General features: G+C 45.6%; 14 protein-coding genes. 4 read left to right on the top strand and 10 right to left on the bottom strand.

Going from position 1 to position 15,913, the window contains the following annotated elements:
• Positions 1 to 30 precede the first annotated feature (30 nt).
• Entirely contained in the window at positions 31 to 504 is a 474-nt protein-coding gene (locus RT034_RS07760) for an acyl-CoA thioesterase (RefSeq protein ID WP_313015739.1), read from the bottom strand.
• Positions 505 to 558: 54 nt separating this feature from the next.
• The gene (locus tag RT034_RS07755; protein WP_313015737.1) at positions 559 to 1,539 is read right to left on the bottom strand and encodes an acyl-CoA thioesterase; all 981 of its coding nucleotides are present in this window, start codon (positions 1,537 to 1,539) and stop codon (positions 559 to 561) included.
• Between the two features lie 184 nt (positions 1,540 to 1,723).
• Between RT034_RS07755 and plsB the strand changes: the two genes are divergently transcribed.
• Positions 1,724 to 4,477 carry a glycerol-3-phosphate 1-O-acyltransferase PlsB gene (gene plsB, locus RT034_RS07750; protein WP_313015736.1) on the top strand — a complete coding sequence of 918 codons (2,754 nt, stop codon included), beginning with the start codon at positions 1,724 to 1,726 and terminating at the stop codon, positions 4,475 to 4,477.
• 60 nt (positions 4,478 to 4,537) lie between these two features.
• Here the strand turns inward: plsB and RT034_RS07745 are convergent, their stop codons facing one another.
• On the bottom strand, positions 4,538 to 5,263 hold the full coding sequence (locus RT034_RS07745) for an SPOR domain-containing protein (protein WP_313015734.1): 726 nt from the start codon (positions 5,261 to 5,263) through the stop codon (positions 4,538 to 4,540).
• A gap of 62 nt (positions 5,264 to 5,325) precedes the next feature.
• On the bottom strand, positions 5,326 to 7,143 hold the full coding sequence (argS, locus tag RT034_RS07740) for an arginine--tRNA ligase (protein ID WP_313015732.1): 1,818 nt from the start codon (positions 7,141 to 7,143) through the stop codon (positions 5,326 to 5,328).
• Between the two features lie 266 nt (positions 7,144 to 7,409).
• Between argS and RT034_RS07735 the strand changes: the two genes are divergently transcribed.
• Entirely contained in the window at positions 7,410 to 7,628 is a 219-nt protein-coding gene (locus tag RT034_RS07735; protein WP_007117392.1) for a DUF2788 domain-containing protein, read from the top strand.
• A gap of 80 nt (positions 7,629 to 7,708) precedes the next feature.
• Here RT034_RS07735 and cmoB read toward each other — a convergent pair whose 3' ends face one another.
• Both cmoB and cmoA read right to left on the bottom strand, forming a co-directional pair.
• Positions 7,709 to 8,761, bottom strand: coding sequence for a tRNA 5-methoxyuridine(34)/uridine 5-oxyacetic acid(34) synthase CmoB (gene cmoB, locus RT034_RS07730; protein ID WP_313015731.1), 1,053 nt, complete (start codon positions 8,759 to 8,761; stop codon positions 7,709 to 7,711).
• Between the two features lie 48 nt (positions 8,762 to 8,809).
• Complete coding sequence (gene cmoA / locus RT034_RS07725; protein ID WP_313015729.1) at positions 8,810 to 9,583, bottom strand: carboxy-S-adenosyl-L-methionine synthase CmoA; 774 nt, start codon at positions 9,581 to 9,583, stop codon at positions 8,810 to 8,812.
• Positions 9,584 to 9,851: 268 nt separating this feature from the next.
• Here cmoA and msrA point away from each other — a divergent pair, with 268 nt between their 5' ends.
• Positions 9,852 to 10,382 carry a peptide-methionine (S)-S-oxide reductase MsrA gene (gene msrA / locus RT034_RS07720; RefSeq protein ID WP_050325183.1) on the top strand — a complete coding sequence of 177 codons (531 nt, stop codon included), beginning with the start codon at positions 9,852 to 9,854 and terminating at the stop codon, positions 10,380 to 10,382.
• A 275-nt stretch (positions 10,383 to 10,657) separates the two neighbouring features.
• The gene (locus RT034_RS07715; protein ID WP_313015728.1) at positions 10,658 to 12,040 is read left to right on the top strand and encodes a lytic murein transglycosylase; all 1,383 of its coding nucleotides are present in this window, start codon (positions 10,658 to 10,660) and stop codon (positions 12,038 to 12,040) included.
• Between the two features lie 176 nt (positions 12,041 to 12,216).
• On the opposite strand, the gene RT034_RS07710 is transcribed toward RT034_RS07715, so the two are convergent.
• The 4 genes from RT034_RS07710 to RT034_RS07695 all read right to left on the bottom strand — a co-directional run bounded on the left by RT034_RS07710 (position 12,217) and on the right by RT034_RS07695 (position 15,584).
• Entirely contained in the window at positions 12,217 to 12,477 is a 261-nt protein-coding gene (locus RT034_RS07710; protein ID WP_144918669.1) for a hypothetical protein, read from the bottom strand.
• A 199-nt stretch (positions 12,478 to 12,676) separates the two neighbouring features.
• On the bottom strand, positions 12,677 to 13,684 hold the full coding sequence (locus tag RT034_RS07705; protein ID WP_313015726.1) for a DUF4062 domain-containing protein: 1,008 nt from the start codon (positions 13,682 to 13,684) through the stop codon (positions 12,677 to 12,679).
• Between the two features lie 129 nt (positions 13,685 to 13,813).
• Positions 13,814 to 14,683, bottom strand: coding sequence for a glutamate racemase (murI, locus tag RT034_RS07700; RefSeq protein WP_313015725.1), 870 nt, complete (start codon positions 14,681 to 14,683; stop codon positions 13,814 to 13,816).
• Between the two features lie 187 nt (positions 14,684 to 14,870).
• Positions 14,871 to 15,584, bottom strand: coding sequence for a DUF1285 domain-containing protein (locus RT034_RS07695; RefSeq protein WP_313015723.1), 714 nt, complete (start codon positions 15,582 to 15,584; stop codon positions 14,871 to 14,873).
• Positions 15,585 to 15,913 lie beyond the last annotated feature (329 nt).

Below are 15,913 nucleotides of genomic sequence, written 5' to 3'. Positions count from 1 at the left end.
GTGGCTTTTTTTTAACAATTTTAGTAACAGTTAAACCCTATGACTTTCTAACTCGGTAAGTTGTTGGCGTTGACCATCAGAAATCGGTTGCTTGTTTTTACCGGATTGGTCAAAAAATACAATGACTGAGGAGGCGGTAGCGACGACTTTTTGCTGGGCAGTGCTAAAGTAAACATAGTCATGGGTCAGACTGGTATTGCCTATTTTTTTGGCACGAATGCCAATCCAAAGCACATCGGGGAAAGTGACAGAGTTTAAATACTGGCAAGATGACGAAGCGAGCACGGTATAAGTTTGTAAGTTAAACATATCGACTTGTTCAAGGTAGTGGATACGTGCGCGCTGGGCATAGTTATAATACACCACGTTATTGACATGATTGAACGCATCCATATCACCCCATTCCACTTTTTGCTCATAGATAACAGCAAAGCCTTTTAATGGGTGATTGTCTTGTTGGGCGATGTCCTGGCGAGTGGCATCACTAATTGGGGGATTGGACATATTTTTCTCTCTCATACGGTTACTGTTTAAAACAAGGTAAAAATTATTGAATCACTAGCGCAGTCGCATTAGCCCTTGCTGCTGGGTTGTGGCGACCAATTTGCCATTTTGCCAAAATTGACCGTGGTTTAGGCTTTTTGACTGTGACGTGGTATCGCACCACATGTTATAGAGTAACCAATCATTCATATCAAATGGGCGGTGAAAATGCATACTATGGTCGATACTTGCCGCTTGCAACCCTTTAGTCATAAAGCTAATCCCGTGTGGCATCAGCCCTGTACCAATCAAATAAAAATCAGAAGAAAATGCGAGCAGTGCCTGTTGCACTTGAATTGACTGTTTACCCAGCTGCGGAATACGCAGCCAGTTGGCTTGGCTAGGTTCCATGATTTTTGGATGAATCGGGTCACGCGGCTGTACTGGCTTGATTTCGATATGACGCTGGCGCATAAAGCGCGCTTTTAGGGCATCAGGGATTTTGCCTACCACTTGGTCTTTGAGCTGCTGCTCGGTCAGCAACACATCTGGCGCAGGATACGTTGGCATCGCTTGTTGATACTCAAGCCCTTCTTCAAAGGGTGAAAAAGACGCCATCATGGTAAAAATTATGCTCGGTTGGTTATCGTCATCATATTGGCGTGCTGTCACTTGACGTGAAGCAAGGCTACGACCATCGCGTAATTTCTCCACTTGGTAATATACAGGCTTATTGATATCGCCACCGCGCAAAAAATAACCATGAAATGAGTGGCAAGGTTTTGAATGCTCCACAGTATGGCTGGCGGCCATCAATGCTTGTCCCAGTACTTGCCCACCAAAAATACGCGCACCGACATAGTCGTGGCTTTGCCCGATAAATACACTGTCTTGATACGGCACAAGGGTCAAGGTTTCTAATAACTGCGTGACTAATTGCTGCCAACTCGCTTGCTGCTCAAACTGCTGCTGCGTTACGGCTGTTACGGGCACCTGTGGTTGGTGAGTGATATCAATAATCGTATGGGTATGGTTTATATCTTGCTGGCTTGCCATAGACACTCTTATGATTAAGGTTATTTTGGGTAGATAAAATGGATTAAAGTCACTCATTATACAAGAATTTTTGAGTGATAAGGTTTAGAAATTCATCAATCTATGGCATGATAAGACATTTTTTAAACCTTGTATTTATCTTTAAAAAACTTACGAAAAAACTCACGCAATCACTAGGCATATTATGAATCACGTAGGGAAAAATTCAGGCACTACCCAAGCGAACAACAAAGGTACCCATCCTGCTGCGACCCCGCTGTTAAAAAATCTATACCGACAAGTCTCTGGCAAATTATTGGGGCTCGCCGTCAAATCCAAACTTATCGGCGACATCCCCAATATTAGCCAAGCTAGCACCTATGGTGGTGATAATAAACTACCGCCAGCTAGCGATAGCTTAGTAAGCGCCAATACCAATACCTCAAGCCAGCGACTCACCTTTTATGTGCTCAAAGAGTATTCTCGTAGCAACAGTATTTTAATTGACCTAGAAACCAAACAATACGACCTACCCCCTGCCCTAGCCAATGTCATCGATCGGGCGCATGGTATTGATGAAAATACCGCAATGATTTTTTTGCATCACCATAAAACAGAAAAGCTGTCTCATGACAGCGCCGTATTTTCACCTCGCCTATTACGTTTGATTGAAGCCGTCGAGCAATACCCAACGCTACACATTGATTTTATCCCTGTCACTATCTTGTGGGGTCGCGCGCCAGAAAAAGAAGATTCGCTGTTTAACCTCCTCACCGCTGATGAGTGGCAAGTACCAAGTATCAGTAAACAGCTATTTAATATCGGGGTCAAAGGGCGGGATACCTATGTGCAGTTTCACTCACCCAAAGACCTGCGTGGCATCATCGAAGAGGAGATTAGCAAAAACCCTGTGCTGCAAGCCGATAGCGTGGCATCCACTGATGCTTCTAGTGAAGACCGCCAGCATTTACACACCATTACTGAACGGGTACAGCAGCGTTTAGAAGGTTATCTGGATAAACAACAAGAAGCCATCTTGGGTCCTGACTTATCAGACCGTCGCAATGTGGTCGATAAAATTCTGTATACGCCTGCCATTCAGCATGCCGTGAATGTCGATAGCAAAGAAAACTCGCGTGAACTCGCCAAAAGCCGAAAACTGGCGCGTGGATATTTGAACGAGATAGCCAGTGATTACTCGTATGCAACCGTGCGCTTTTTTGACCGCTTTTTGACCTGGCTATGGACACAGTTGTATGACGGGGTTGAAGTGGCGCACTTTGAGCGGGTACGCGAACTGGCATCCGACCATGAAATCATCTATGTGCCTTGCCACCGCAGTCACATGGACTATCTGCTGCTGTCATACGTAATTTATAAACGTGGGTTACGGGTGCCCTACGTTGCCGCAGGCGAGAACCTAAACATCCCCGTGCTAGGTCAAATACTACGTAATGGCGGCGCTTTCTTTATGCGTCGCAGTTTTAAAGGCAATCCGCTATACTCTGCGGTGTTTCGTGAATACGTGCATAGTATGCTGATGCGTAACACGCCGATTGAGTACTTCATCGAAGGTGGACGCTCGCGCTCAGGTCGCTTGTTACCGCCAAAAAAAGGGATGCTAGCGATGACGGTACAAAGCCATCTACGCCAAGCGGGCAAACCGATTGTCTTTATCCCGACTTACATCGGTTATGAACGTATTATGGAAGGCGGCACTTATGTGGGTGAGCTTAAAGGTAAACCCAAAGAATCTGAGTCGCTATTGGGTTTGTTAAAAGCCAGCCGAAAAATTGAGCGCATCTTCGGTCATGTGCACGTCAGTTTTGGTCAGCCGCTGTATCTGGCTGATTTTATGAAAAAATTTGAGGTTGCCCCAAATACCCTACCCAAAGACCGTACCGATAGTGATATGCCTGCCAATGTCACTCACATGATTGACAATTTGGGCATCAAAATCATGCAGCGTATCAACCGCTCTGCGGTGCTTAACCCAGTCACTTTGCTATCTTTGGTACTGCTCGACACGCCGCATGGCGCACTTGATGAGCAAAGCTGTCGTGAACAGTTGGCACTGTATCAACGTATCGCAGAAAAAATCCCGTATGATGATGATGTGTCCATCACCCAGCAAAGCCCAGAAGCCATTATTAACTATGGTGTCAAGCTTAAACTCATCCAGCGCACCCCACATGTGCTCGGTGACTTGATTCGTATTGCGGACGGTCAAGCGCCGCTACTGAGCTATTTTCGCAACAATATTTTGCATATTTATATCATCGCGTCACTGTGTGCCTCATTGATACAACGTAATGGTACCATGAGCCTAAACACGATTGAGCGGGTGGTGGGTATCATGTATCCCTTCTTGCAAGCAGAGTTGTTTTTGAAATATCCCCTGCGCACCCTAAATGACACTTTGCGTGAGCATATCGATACGTTGGTCGAAGAAAACATCATCGTGGACAAAGGAGTGAATGCGGACGGTCATCGCATCCTGACCACGCCAGAGCCGAATACCCGTAGCTATCAGCAGTTGACAGTGCTTGCCAACTCAGTTGAGCAAAGTCTAGAGCGCTACTTTATGGTACTTGCGCTGCTGAGTCAGCAAGGCTCAGGCAAACTTACCAAAGATCAAGTGATTGATTTGGGTCATCTGCTCGGTCAGCGTCTATCCGTGCTATACGAAGATGACATGCCAGATTTTTTTGACCGTGCCTTGTTTGCAAGCTTTATGGATGCGCTAGAGCGTCTAGGGTATATTACGGTGTCGGCCAGCGGGGTGATTGAGTTTGATGCTCGCATTCATACAATGGCAAAAAGCGCGCGATTTATCCTTAATATGGACGTGATGCATATCTTACAGCAAATTTCACAACTGACTGATGAAGAAATCAAACGCACCTTGACTGAACTGCAAAACAAAAAGCAACGCAAATTTAGTCGTAAAAAAGCTTAATTCTACCGAACAATAAAAAACCGTGTTGCGATAACACGGTTTTTTTACATGCAAATCAGCCTAGCGACGCTGCTCGACAATCAGTGAATCAATGCGGCTATTTTGTAGTTGGCGCTGCGCTTGTGCCGCCATCTCTGGGCTACTCATGGCGCGAGAGATGACTTGATAGACGGTTTGGTCATTGTTTAAGCGTTTTTTGACGATTTGGGCATCAACCCCCGCCATTAGCACTTCAGCACGTCGTTTATCGGCATCATCGGCATTATCAAAGCTATTGATTTGCAAGATATAAGTCCGCGTAGGCTCTTCATTGCCAATCACAATGGCATCGGCACTGCTTGTGTCATCGGCAGCGGTGCTGGTATCTATCGTACTATTGTTGGCTGAAGCGCGTGGTTTGGTACCGTTATCATCAGACAACAACGGATTATCAACCACACTTACATTCGCTGATTTGGGCGCACTGATGCTGTCAGGTTGGGTCAACACCACATCAGGCTGCGCCGAGACTGGCTGACTGGCAGCTGCCTCGTCGGGGACTGCACTAACCTGCTGCTCTTTGAGTAAGTCATAGAACTCGTAGTTATTGGTTTTGGGTTTGTCTTGCACCTTTGGCTGCACCATCGGCGCTTCGTCGCTGCTCGTGGTTTTGCCTTGGTTAAATGGATTCCACAAATAAACAAACAGACCAATCCCCACGGTCAATATCATGCCCACCAACATGGCAGCAAAAAACGACATCGTGCTTGGCGCTTTACGCGGGGTCGCTCCTTTGGGTCTTGCCATCATCATCTCCTACGACATGGGATACGGTAATATTACAGCGTTTTTAGCGTATCTTAATCATATCACATACTGGTCGGTGCCGTTAATCCCAACAAAATTAAGCCATTTTGAATCACTTGGCGTACCGACTTTGATAACCGCAGACGCGCCTGCATCAAGTCAAGCTCATCTTGGGTCGGGGCTTCGCCATCTTTGGGTAAGATACGGTTGTCGTTGTACCAACCGTGGAACAAGCTTGCCAAATCTTTGAGGTAATTGGTCAATAAATGCGGCTCATAGTTGACCGCAGCACGGCGTAGCACTTCAGGGTAAGAAGCCAGTAAGCTCAATAAATCCGTTTCAACCGGTTGGGTCAGCAGATGTTGGTGGGCTTTGCCGGCTTTGTCATCGACCTTAATACCACGCTCTTCAGTACGCTCAAGCACCCGGCAAATACGCGCATGGGCATATTGAATATAATACACTGCATTATCTTTGGTATGGGATTTGGCAAGTTCTAAGTCAAAGTCAATGTGCTGCTCTGGTTTACGCGCGACATAATAAAAGCGCGCGGCATCATTGCCGACTTCTTGACGCAGTTCACGTAAGGTCACAAACTGACCTGAGCGTGATGACATCTGGATTTGCTCTGTACCGCGCCATAGGGTGACAAACTGCACCAAAATCACATCCATACGCTGGGCATCGTAGCCCATCGCTGTCAATGCCGCTTTCACGCGTTTGATGTAGCCGTGGTGGTCTGAGCCCCACACATCAATAATTTTGTCATAGCCGCGGTCAAGCTTGTCTTTGTGGTAGGCGATATCCGAGGCAAAATAAGTAAATTGACCATTGGCACGGCGGACGACACGGTCTTTTTCATCGCCAAATTCGGTGGATTTAAACCACAAGTTGCCGTCTTTTTGGTACAGAAAACCCCGCTGCTCTAATAACTCCAAAGCAGGCACAATGGCATCTTGGATTGATTTTTCGCTAAACCATTGGTCAAAATGGACGTTAAAATCCGCCAAATCATCTTGGATATCTGCCAAGATGGTACTTAGTGCGGCTTCATGAAAAATCTGATAGTTATCGCCCAAATTGGCTTTGGCATTGGCAATCAGCCCGTCAATATGGGCTTCTTTATCACCTGAGACACATACCTTTTCGCCGTTGGCATCGATTTGGTACTCGGCATCGGCAGATACATTGAGTAGCATATGTGCCCAAGCGGTTTTTAGGCTATCGCCATGCTGTTTTTTGATGGGTTTGGCAATATCTTTGACATAATCGCCTTGGTACGCATTGGTGGGAAATACAATTGGCTCACCGCACAGCTCAAGGTAGCGCAAATAGGTACTGGTTGCCAAAATATCCATCTGACGACCCGCATCGTTGACATAATACTCACGCCCGACTTGGTAGCCAACCGCCTCTAGTAAATTGGCCACGCTCATGCCAAACGCAGCGCCGCGACCGTGACCCACGTGCAGGCTTGAGGTTGGGTTGGCAGAGACAAACTCAACTTGGATTTTTTGCCCGGCAAATTCTTCGGATGTACCGAAGTCGCCTTTTTGCTGCATGATGGTGTCTAAGATAGCAAAACGCGCGTTATCATCTAAGAAAAAGTTAATAAATCCCGGTCCTGCAATCTCAACTTTGCTAATCATGTCCGAGGCAGGCAACATCGCCACGATGGTTTGTGCCAGTTCACGCGGGTTTTTCTTGGCAGTCTTGGCCGCTATCATCGCAAGGTTACTGGCAAAATCGCCGTGCGCTTGGTCTTTGGTACGGCTGATGGTACTATTATCAACCCAATCGATTGGCAAAATTTGCTGTTGTTTTAGTGATTCCACCACTAATGCTAAGGCTTGCGAAATGACGGGTTGTTGTTCTGACATGGAAATTCTCTTTGTTGGCTTACAGGTTTTGTTGCAGGATTGGTAGCTAAAAAAGCACGATAAATCAATGAATCACCATCGATTTGAGGCTATCACTCGCTCACAATCGATGGGCATGGATTTTGGCGTTCAATATACCAATTTTTGATGGTTTTTTCATTATAATCCTGTCAAAAGATACATGCCATTACAAGGAAACGCGGTTTTTTGGCGTATAATATGCGCTAAAATTTTGTAATGTCTGATGACAATCATAGGATAATAACATGTTTGTTTTAGTCTCTAGTGAGTTAATCACCAAACTTGGCATGTATGTGCTGCTGCCTATCTTTATCGCGTTTTTATTTTTTATCATGTACGATATTTCCAAGAAAAACAATGCAGGCAAACAAGGCACATTTTGGATTTTTTTGGCACTGGGCGGCGGTTTTTTTGGCTTTCTCATCAAAATGGTCTTGGAGTGGTATTTTAGTAGGACGCTTTAAACTACGCTGCTCTAAACCTCACTAGCCTAAAACGCCATTACTCCAAACTGCTCTACACTTGTTACTTGTTGATGTTACCGTTACGGTCGTTTGGCTATCATCACCGCACGGGTCGGGCGTTGATAGCCCTCGATGGTTTTGCTGTTATCATTGGGGTCAAGAAAATCGCTTAAAGATTGATAATCCATCCAGTCGGTTTTGCGTTGTTCATCCGTCGATGTCACATCCACATCGACACAGCGCACCGCCACAAAGCCTACTTTGTACAGCCACAGCGCCAATGCCGCAACAGATGGGATAAAATACACGTTATTCATCTGTGCATAGCGCTCACTTGGCACTAGCACGGATGTTGCATCCCCTTCAATTACCAAGGTTTCTAGTACCAATTCTCCGCCTTTTGCTAGCTGATTGTATAGTTGCTCAAGATGCTCAAACGGTGATGCGCGGTGATACAGCACGCCCATACTAAACACGGTATGAAACAGACCTGCTTGCCCGCTAGTCAAGCTAGGATTGGGCAAGGCTTCAAGTGGTACGGGCACATAGTGCACCCTGTTGCGTCCAAAATCGTTACGGTCAGCGTCTCTGACGAAATGCCGAATCGCCATAAACTGGTGATAAAACAGACACGATGGGTCAATCACAATCACCGTGCTTGCCCCTGCGCCCGCCATACGCCAGCCGTGATAACCAGAACCGCCACCCACGTCTAGCACGCGTTTGCCGTGAAGTGGGCTGATATGCGGCAATACCCTATCCCATTTCCAATCACTGCGCCATTCGGTATCAATATGGATTTGCAGGTCATCTCGACCCAGTAAAAAACCGCCTTTGCGCCATGGCATCAGACGTTTGAGTAGCGCATGGGTCTGCTTGTATTCATTGTCTTGCCAATCAAATGCTGCGGTGATACAGGGTTGATTCAACTCTACTTGCGCGTTGTCAACCACGGGCAAGCGCTCAATAAGCGATTGATAAAATGGCGCATGGGCGTAGCGTGATTTGTCTTTGATGGTAGCTAACCAGTTGGGCAACTGGGCAAGCCATGCATTGGCAACTGGGTATTTTTCCGCCAATTGCAGCAAGGTAAGATAGACGTCGGTTTCGGCAGTTTTGATGGTAGCATTCATGGTGGACTCTTTTAGGATTGACAGGTTTTCATTGTTTAACGGTAATCATCACTTAAACGCAATAATCGACGCGAAGTTTAAAAACTGAAACCACGTCAAATGGCGGTCAAACCCCACCGTTGCTAAACGCTGATGATGAAAATCGAGGGTATCGGTGATAAGCACATTCTCTAGCGCATTGCGTTTACCACTGATTTCCATCTCACTATAGCCATTGGCGCGTTTAAAATCATAATACCGCTCAACGCGCCACGCATCGTCCGCTTCATCGAGCAAATGGGTTTTTTCGGTCAAAATCAAAATACCGCCTTCAACCAACGCATCATAACAGCGTTTGAGTAACTGCTCGCGCTTGTCAGGGGATAAAAACTGCAAGGTTAAATTAAGCACAATCATATCGCACCGCTCAAACGCCACCTCACACACATCGGCACAAATCAGCTCGATATCATGCTCAGGATAATGCTGCATCAGTACACTTTGCGCTTTGGCAATCATCGGCTCTGAGATATCAATGGCTTTGATTTGCAAATCTTGCGGCGCAAACTCGCCTGCGAGCGCAAAACTCACCGCCCCGAGTGAACAGCCCAAGTCATAGACGCGGCTAACTTTATTGCCGTCGCTATTGGTTTGGCGAAACTGGCAGTGGCGTTTGGCAAAAATCGGCAACATGGCGAGCATCTGCCCATACCCAGGCACACTACGGCGAATCATATCGGGAAAACAAGCCACCACTTGCTCATCAAAGCTAAACCGCGCATTGGCATCTAGCGGCGTGGTAAATAAGGTATCGTGGGGTAATTTGGCTTGGGGCTGACTCATGCGGCTGACTCACTATGGCTGATTGAGCGTTACTAAGACTCAGTATCGCTGACTTAGTATCGCTGACAGTTTTATGATCGCTTCAACGAGGAAACGCTTAAGAAATGCTTAAACTGTCAGGTTTTTAGATAGCGGAAACTTGGTTTACATTGCCTAACTTGAATGGCGAGTAAACTTTGCTATTCTAACATTTTCACCCGTTTTACTTTTAATAATTTATTTTAACCCTTATATCAAACCAATGAGATAACCATAAAAAGGTAGTATTATGCAAACGATTATTTTAGGCGGTGGCTGTTTTTGGTGTACCGAATCAGTATTTAGCCATGTCAAAGGTGTGACCGATGTCACCTCAGGCTATATGGGCGGGGATGAAGTAAGCGCCAACTACAAAGCCGTCTGTGGCGGCGATACTGGTCATGTCGAAGTGATTAAAGTCGATTTTGATGAGACCATTATTCCGCTTGAGACGGTATTGGATATTTTCTTTGCCACCCATGATCCAACGACACAAGACCGTCAAGGTAATGATGTCGGCAGACAATATGCCTCTGTGGTGTTTTACACCGATGAAGCGCAGCAAAAACCGACCATTGACCGTGTGATTGGTGAGCTTCGTGATGAGCAAGGCATCAAGGTGGTGACCGAAGTCCATCCTGCTGCGCAGTTTTTCGTTGCCGAGGACTACCACCAAGATTATTACGCCAACAACCCGACCCAAAGCTATTGCAACTTTGTGATTCCGCCCAAGCTTGCTAAGCTTAAACAATATTTTAGCGGTTTTATGATTGAACAATAACACGTATTGTGATTTTATTGATACTTTGTTAATACCTTATTGATACTTATTAATCCTTTCAAAATTGGGCTTTACCGCGTTAATGCCCAATTTTTTTGAGTTCAACAATTAAACTTACCACAACTGTGCAAAAATTAACGCTTTATCACCCAATGTGAAAAAATGTAATTAAATGCATTTACTCCTTTCACTAAGCAAGCTTTTTTTATACCCTTGAATTAGTCAAAATTCACCCCGTTTGTTGATGTTTTTTCTGTCACTATTCAAGGTTTGTTATGCGTTTACTTCCGATTTTTATGGCGCTGGCAGGCGTGGCGATGATTAGCCAAGCCAATGCCGCACCGACACCGCCTAATCTTAGCAATGCCCAGTTTCAACAGTGTTTATCCAATCTCAAAAACAGCAGCACTTTTCGCGGTGTAGCCAGCACTTTAGAGCAATATCGCCCAACTGAGCCTGACCCTAGTGTGATTGTCTCGCTCAACTATCAACCTGAGTTTCAAAAAGAAGTGTGGGACTATCTCTCAGGTCTGGTCGATGAAGAGCGTGTGCAAGACGGTATCAATGCCAAAAACCAACTGCAAAGCACGCTAAGCCGCATCGAGCAGCGCTATGGCGTGAAAGGGACGGATGTACTTGGCGTCTGGGGGGTAGAGTCGAACTTTGGTAAGCAGCTGGGTAAAAAAGACTTAATCCAGTCGTTAGCGACCTTGTCTTGCTTTGACCGTCGTCAGTCGTACTTTCGCACGGAATACGCCAATGCGCTGCGTATCTTGCAAAATGGTGATATCCGCCGTGATGATATGACTGGCTCATGGGCAGGGGCGTTTGGGCAAACCCAGTTTATGCCAAGTACCTTCTTACGCTTGGCGCAAGATTTTGACGGTGATGGACGCAAAGATTTGGTCAACAGCCAAGCTGATGCGCTCGCATCGACGGCCAATTTCTTGGATAAAGCAGGTTATCGCACGGGCGAGCCTTGGGGGTTTGAGGTCAAGCTGCCTGCAGGATTTTGGGCAGATAGCAACCGCAAAGCCAAAAAACCGATGAGCTACTGGCGCAGTCAAGGTCTGACCCTTGCCAATGGTCAGCCGCTACCCTCTAGCCTTGATAGTGCAGGATTGCTATTACCGGCAGGTAGTAAAGGCCCTGCGTTCTTAGTGGGTAAAAACTTCGATGCGTTTTATAGTTACAATGCGTCAGAGAACTACGCGCTAGCGATTGCGCATTTGTCCGATATGATTAGCCAAAACCGTACTAGCAATGTCGGCTTTGTCACGCCTTGGCCCACGGATGATGCCGGTATTAGTCGCCGTCAAGCCCGTGAAATTCAGCAAGCACTGCTTAATCGTGGGTATGATATTGGTCAAGTCGATGGCATGATTGGCGATAAAACGCGCTATGCCATTCAAGATTTTCAGCGTCAGCAAGGTGTCAACCCTGATGGTCGTGCGGGTATGAAGCTATACCGTATGCTAATGACTCAGCCAGTGAATGGTCAGTATCCAACCCAATACCCGACCCAAACGCCCGTTCGATACCAGTCTGTACCGAATTCAACGGTTACTGCCACGCCGACTAAAGTGATACGCGATGCCAATGGTCGCACGAGTTACTATCGTATCGATAATGGGCAAGGTGGGATGACAACGCCTTAGTGATTTAAGCGTTAGTCATTTAAACTTTAAATGATTTAAACCTGAGGTATTTGAGACTTAGTCATTTAAGGTATTTATCAATTTTTTATCCCCCAACAAAAAACCCTTAATGTCCGCATTAAGGGTTTTTTGTTGATAGTGACAAAGTTTCGTTAATATCCGCGCATTGTAAAACCTTATACAATAGGTGGCGGCGTGGGCTCTTCACCATCATCCATTTGGATCGGTTTGACTTCGCCTTTTGAATTGCTGCCCCAATTGTCCTCTTCGTCTTCATCCCACTTTTTGAAGTTATCGCGTGGGTTGATGCCACGGCGTTTCATGTCTTCGACTTGCTCTTCGAGGGTGCGAAACTGCTGCGCTTCGTGCATGGTATCTTCAAGTTGGTTGATTTTGTTTTCAAGCTCGTCCGCTTGCGGGGTGACATGCGTACTCATAATTTTATCCTCTTTTATCCTCAATGTTATTGTTATGTGTGTTATGAGATTATCATAGCATAAACGAATGTGACACTAGATAGCAGGTCTGTATAATATTGTCATGACATGAGTAAATCACGGGTCGGTCAACACTGATATAAAATGCTGGGATAAAACGCGCATAAAACCATAAAAAAGGCGTGTTAGAAACGATGGATTAAGCTTGTACAATGATGTTAATCTGCCACAACTCGCGGATACTTCGCCCTTCTTTGACCGAGGACAACCATCGTTTTTTCACCAGTTGGCTTTTTATCCATTGATAATCGATACTACTGATTTGACAGCGCGAGACCGCATGGATATTGGGTGAGATTTTGAGCGCTTCTGCCATTGCAGCATCTTTGAGGAAATCATTAATTTGGGTCAACATCATATTACTGGTAAAGGGCTGCGGTAATGCTTGTAGCGTTTGCACAATATTCCCCCAGCTAAAGGTGTAAGTTGCGCTGATTTCTTGCAAATTGCCGCCTTCAAACGCGTGTGCGGTATAGTTGACCAATAACGCTTCATTGAGCTCTTTTGGCGTAACCTGGGTCGGTCTGGCTTCAGCTTCAGGGGACTGTTGAGTGCACTCTAGACTGCTATCAGTTAAGGCGGTTTGCACGCCATTACGGATATGAAATCTATCTGAGACAAACATCGACTTTAAATCGCCACTAGCACCTGCCGGTAGCGTGCTCAATGAACGGGTGTCTTTGACCCAACCTAATCGCGGAAATTTCTCTTTGATTTCCCCAAGCATACGCACGCATTCTGACACGCCATCATGGGTCTGACCGAAGTGAATTACCCGCAAACCCTGTTCTTTAATCACCAAATTAAACAAATCCAACCGTTGGCGTAATAGCTCATTTTGGTTCAGCTGAGTATTGACTAGCGCAATCATCGGGACGCGTTTTGAAGACGCATAGATATAAGATAAGTGCAGATAACTGACACCAGATAGGCTTAAATGACCGTAATCATTACCCAAAATAAAAATCATATAATCGCATTGGTCGATTTGTTGGCGGCTGTACTCAACAAAATTGGTATTGGTCGCAAGCAAATCCCAAGTCAAAAAATAATCCGTCGATAACGCATACTCTAGCGCGTTCTCTAGGTAGAGATTTTCATTTCTCACCAAAGAGATATGAATATGATAACGTTTCTTTTGAGACATGCTATCTTCTCCATAACGCTCTAATGAACGCAATTAATTAAAAAAGGTAAAGGATTAAAAGCTCAATCGTTAAAAGCTAAATCGTTAAAAACTAAAAGGGTAAAAAGCCATGCTGACTAACCAACAAGCTCAATACACTGCACCATGTTGAGTCACACACAAGGTAAAAAAATCAATCCCCAACTCTGGCAAAAACCGCTGCAACAAACGCGTTGCCGTCTGCTCAGTAGTGGGTAAGTTGGCAGTGGCATAAAACTGTAACCGTGGTCGCTCTTTATGAGAGGCAAGCTGATTGGCCTGCTCAAGCAAATCATGCACGCGTTTGGCAATGGCATCCCCTGAATCAATCAATGCCACTTGCCCCATAGCTTGGTGGGTCATCAGCTCGTCGATACGCTGTGCCAAATAGGCTTTAAAAAAAGGAAAATGGGTACAGCCCAGTACCAATTGGTCTACCTTTTTAGCCTGTAACTCACTTAGCAAATGATCTAAATCAGTCACGGCTGGGTGATGGCTTGGCATACCCAATTCTACCCAAGGCACTAAGCTGCTAAAGCTATATTTGTGGACAGTCACTTGCTGCGGTTTGGCGACTTGTTCAATAACTTCATTGAGTAAATACCCGTGCAAGGTCGCTGGGGTTGCCAACACCGCGACTTGCTTGGTCGCCGACTGCATCACCGCAGGTTTTAATGCAGGGACTAAACCGACAATCGGCACTTGAGGATACTGCCGCCTTGCCGCCTGTAATCCATGCGCAGAGGCACTATTGCAAGCTATTACAATAAGTTTACAACCTTGCGAGTGTAGCCAGTCCACTGCCTGCAAGGTAAGCTCACGAATCTGTGCTTCACTGCGTGAGCCATAGGGTACGTGCAGGGTATCGGCAAGATAGATATAACGTTCAAATGGCAAGCGCCGCTGCAAATGGGTCAATACCGACAATCCGCCCAACCCAGAATCAAATACGCCTATCGGCGCGCTTGCCAAATCTACCATAGCCTAATCAGTCCAACTCGCAGGGTGTTGCTATTTTAAACCGCAAAATAACTGTACCCATAAAACAGACCACTATCTTATACCAATTTTTAGATGCTCACTACAAAAAAATGCGGGGCCGAATTTGACAGCCCATTCGTCACTTTACTTGCTCAAAACTTATCAACAGTTTGGTTAACGCTGAGACTTATGCGCTCATGGTCAAGGTAAAAATGCTATCACCACTGTGCAAAATCAATGACGTCCCCTCTTCACCCTCTACCAACTCACCCAACTTAATCAAATGGTAAAACACATTGCGATGAATGAGTCCGTATAATGCTGAGTCACCATTTTGGCGAACCAATAAATAAGGCTGGCTGGCTTGTTTTTGCTGTAAGCCAGCATCATGCTGGCTAGCATGGGTAAATGGCAGACCCAAACGAATCGGATGCTGCTCGTCAGCAATCACCACATCGCCTTGCGTGGTGGTGAACTGCAACACAGGTTTGGTAGTGTCGCCAAATTGCTGGCTAATGACGTCCACTTGATTCACTAGCAGTGGCGCGTCTTCTACTTCGATTTGCCATTTTTCAACAGGGGTTTTTAAAAAATACTCAACGTGGTTGTTGTCATCAACCTCTGACCATAACACTTTGGCAAACAGATCAATGAGTAGCGGACGGGTGATTTGACTGCCTTCATGCCACCACTCGCCATTGGCTTTGACCACCACATCCATCGTACCGCTGAGTTTGGGTTGCCATTTTTCAAGCGGTGGAATTTGGCGTGTCGGATGGTTTACGGCTGCTACCGCTTGCGAAGCGACCGATTGCTCGATTTGTTGGCTTAGCTCGCCTATATCAAAGCTAGTATCAAAGTTGGGTTTAGATGCTACATTATTAGTATCAGTATTAGTCATTTTATAGCTCGTATTATGGTAGTTTTTATTTAGATTAGGATTTAGAGTATTGTATGGGTTTATGAATGCCATGATGCGCTGTGTTGACATCACTTTGTGGTACATAGTAGTCAATTCAACGCTGGTTTTCAAATAGTCGCTGTTAGTACCTGTGTCGATTTATTGTATATAAAGGTGACAGATAGCATAAGACAAGTCAGATTGGATGCGATAAATTAAGCCCGGCAGTCATTTTCTCCTGCAAAAATATTAGGTAGTTAAACAGTTAATCTATTATACTAAGTAGTATTTTTTCTGAATTCATATAACGATTCATTATATGTTAAAAT

It is taken from the genome of Moraxella sp. CTOTU48841 (assembly GCF_032061225.1).
GTDB classification, from domain to species: Bacteria; Pseudomonadota; Gammaproteobacteria; order Pseudomonadales; family Moraxellaceae; genus Faucicola; species Faucicola cinerea.
The sequence above is the reverse complement of the archived record's forward strand: the minus strand, read 5'-3'. Positions and strand labels throughout refer to the sequence as shown.

What these genes read in the sequence shown, in the direction of transcription:
- argS (WP_313015732.1), bottom strand. Translation starts at nt 7,143, where the DNA reads ATGTCAGAACAACAACCCGTCATTTCGCAAGCCTTAGCATTAGTGGTG.
- RT034_RS07695 (WP_313015723.1), bottom strand. Translation starts at nt 15,584, where the DNA reads ATGACTAATACTGATACTAATAATGTAGCATCTAAACCCAACTTTGAT.
- RT034_RS07705 (WP_313015726.1), bottom strand. Translation starts at nt 13,684, where the DNA reads ATGTCTCAAAAGAAACGTTATCATATTCATATCTCTTTGGTGAGAAAT.
- RT034_RS07745 (WP_313015734.1), bottom strand. Translation starts at nt 5,263, where the DNA reads ATGGCAAGACCCAAAGGAGCGACCCCGCGTAAAGCGCCAAGCACGATG.
- murI (WP_313015725.1), bottom strand. Translation starts at nt 14,683, where the DNA reads ATGGTAGATTTGGCAAGCGCGCCGATAGGCGTATTTGATTCTGGGTTG.
- cmoB (WP_313015731.1), bottom strand. Translation starts at nt 8,761, where the DNA reads ATGAATGCTACCATCAAAACTGCCGAAACCGACGTCTATCTTACCTTG.
- cmoA (WP_313015729.1), bottom strand. Translation starts at nt 9,583, where the DNA reads ATGAGTCAGCCCCAAGCCAAATTACCCCACGATACCTTATTTACCACG.
- plsB (WP_313015736.1), top strand. Translation starts at nt 1,724, where the DNA reads ATGAATCACGTAGGGAAAAATTCAGGCACTACCCAAGCGAACAACAAA.
- RT034_RS07735 (WP_007117392.1), top strand. Translation starts at nt 7,410, where the DNA reads ATGTTTGTTTTAGTCTCTAGTGAGTTAATCACCAAACTTGGCATGTAT.
- RT034_RS07710 (WP_144918669.1), bottom strand. Translation starts at nt 12,477, where the DNA reads ATGAGTACGCATGTCACCCCGCAAGCGGACGAGCTTGAAAACAAAATC.
- RT034_RS07715 (WP_313015728.1), top strand. Translation starts at nt 10,658, where the DNA reads ATGCGTTTACTTCCGATTTTTATGGCGCTGGCAGGCGTGGCGATGATT.
- msrA (WP_050325183.1), top strand. Translation starts at nt 9,852, where the DNA reads ATGCAAACGATTATTTTAGGCGGTGGCTGTTTTTGGTGTACCGAATCA.
- RT034_RS07760 (WP_313015739.1), bottom strand. Translation starts at nt 504, where the DNA reads ATGTCCAATCCCCCAATTAGTGATGCCACTCGCCAGGACATCGCCCAA.
- RT034_RS07755 (WP_313015737.1), bottom strand. Translation starts at nt 1,539, where the DNA reads ATGGCAAGCCAGCAAGATATAAACCATACCCATACGATTATTGATATC.